2 protein-coding genes are annotated in these 2,130 nt (G+C 77.0%); both read right to left on the bottom strand.

All coding sequences use genetic code 11. The annotated features are described in order from the left end of the window. Positions 1-781: DUF58 domain-containing protein (locus JZ5iCDA_RS17055; protein WP_139123213.1), on the bottom strand; the 781-nt coding region annotated here is incomplete at its 3' end. 10 nt (positions 782-791) lie between these two features. After that, on the bottom strand, positions 792-1,856 hold the full coding sequence (locus JZ5iCDA_RS17050; protein ID WP_069388194.1) for an AAA family ATPase: 1,065 nt from the start codon (positions 1,854-1,856) through the stop codon (positions 792-794). Positions 1,857-2,130: the final 274 nt, after the last annotated feature.

Below are 2,130 nucleotides of genomic sequence, written 5' to 3'. Positions count from 1 at the left end.
GCGCGACGAGGAGCAGCGCCGCCTCGATGCCCGCGTCGAGCCGCGGCGCGTCGCCGAGGCGCGCGGCGGACGTGCGCGCCGTGTCGACGACGATGAGCACCCGGCGGTCGCGCTCGGGCCGCCACGTGCGCACGACCATGTCGCGGCCGCGCGCGGAAGCGCGCCAGTCGATGGACCGCACGTCGTCGCCGATGACGTACTCGCGCAGCGAGTCGAACTCCGTGCCCTCGCCCCGGACCTGCACCGCGGCCCGCCCGTCCATCTCGCGCAGGCGCGCGAGACGGCTCGGCAGGTGCCGCCGCGAGGCGAACTCGGGCAGCACCCGCAGCCGCCCCGGGACGGGCAGGGAGGCCTGGCGCGCGGCGAGGCGCAGCGGGCCGAACGAGCGGATCGTCACCCGGTCGGCGACGCGCTCGCCGCGGCGGGTCGGGACGAGCACCGTCACGACGCGCGCGGCCTCCCGGGGCGGGAGGTCGACGGCGTGCCGGTTGACCTGCGTCCCCGCCGACGGAGGCCACGCGTCCCGCACGAGCGCCCGCAGGCGGCGCGGGGCCAGGTTGGTCAGCGTGAGCGTCGAGGTCGTGCGGTCGGTGAGGCGGACCGAGCCGGGCACGCGCCGCTCGATCGCCACGCGCCGCGGCGAGGCGGCGAGCGCGACGTCGACCGCGCACGCCACGACGACGAGCACCGTCCACACGAGCACCGTGCCCGGGACGGGGAACACCAGCACCGGCACGATCCCGAGCGCCACGAGCACGACGGCGCGCCAGGTCAGGGCCACGTCGAGCGCCTCAGCGGGGGACGGGCACGGACGCGAGGACCGTGTCGAGGACGCTCTCGGCGGTCACGCCCTCGAGCTCGGCCTCCGGGCGCAGCTGCACGCGGTGCCGCAGCGTCGGGTGGGCCAGCGCCTTGACGTCGTCGGGCGTCACGTACGACCGCCCGGACAGCCACGCCCACGCGCGCGCCGTCGCGAGCAGCGCGGTCGCGCCACGGGGCGAGACGCCGAGGGAGAGCGACGGCGACTGACGCGTGGCCCGGCACACGTCGACCGCGTACCCGAGGACCTCGCGCGCGACCTGCACGCGCGCGACCTCCGCGCGCGCCCGGTCGAGCACGTCGCGGCCCGCGACGGGGCGCACGCCCGCGCTCGCGAGGTCGCGCGGGTTGAAGCCCGCTGCGTGCCGGGCGAGCACCTCCACCTCCTGCTCGCGCTCGGGCAGGGGCAGCACGAGCTTGAGGAGGAAGCGGTCGAGCTGGGCCTCGGGCAGCGGGTACGTGCCCTCGTACTCCACGGGGTTCTGCGTCGCGATGACGAGGAACGGGTCCGGCAGCGGGCGCGGCGTGCCGTCGACCGACACCTGGCGCTCCTCCATGGCCTCGAGCAGCGACGCCTGGGTCTTCGGGGGCGTGCGGTTGATCTCGTCGGCGAGCAGCAGGTTGGTGAAGACGGGGCCCTCGCGGAACGAGAACTCGGCCGTGCGCGCGTCGTAGACGAGCGAGCCCGTCACGTCGCCCGGCATGAGGTCCGGCGTGAACTGCACGCGCTTGGTGTCGAGGTCGAGCGTCGCGGCGAGCGTGCGGACGAGCAGCGTCTTGGCGACGCCCGGGACGCCCTCGAGCAGCACGTGGCCCTTGCACAGGAGCGCGATCAGCAGGCTCGTCACGGCGCCGTCCTGACCGACGACGGCCTTGCCGACCTCGGTGCGCACGGCGGCGAGCGCCTGGCGCAGCTCGAGCGAGGGCGCGGGCGGTGCGTCGTGGGAGGCGGCGGGGGCCGGGGGAGCGTCGTGCGGTGCGGCGGGCGCGGTGGGCGGTGCCGCGGGCGCGTACGCGTCGTGGCGGGGGCCGGGCACCGGCTGCGCGGCCGCCGGCTGGTCCTGCGGGCGCGGCGGGGGAGCGTAGCGGTCGGGCTGGGGGGCGGTGCTTCCGGTGGCCCCGGGGTGGTGCGTCACGAGTGGTAGACCTCGCTCTCGATCTGGTCAAGGTGACGCGCGAGCTCGAGCAGCGCCGCGTCGTCGGCGGGTGGTGGTCCGTACAGGAGCTGGGCGACCTGGTCGGTCGGTCGGTCCGTGGCCCGGGCCACGGCGTCCACGAGGGACGGGGCGTCGGCCGAGCGCGGCAGCCCCA

This window comes from Cellulosimicrobium cellulans (assembly GCF_001722485.1).
GTDB classification, from domain to species: Bacteria; Actinomycetota; Actinomycetes; order Actinomycetales; family Cellulomonadaceae; genus Cellulosimicrobium; species Cellulosimicrobium cellulans_A.
This window is presented reverse-complemented; position numbering and strand designations above follow the sequence as displayed.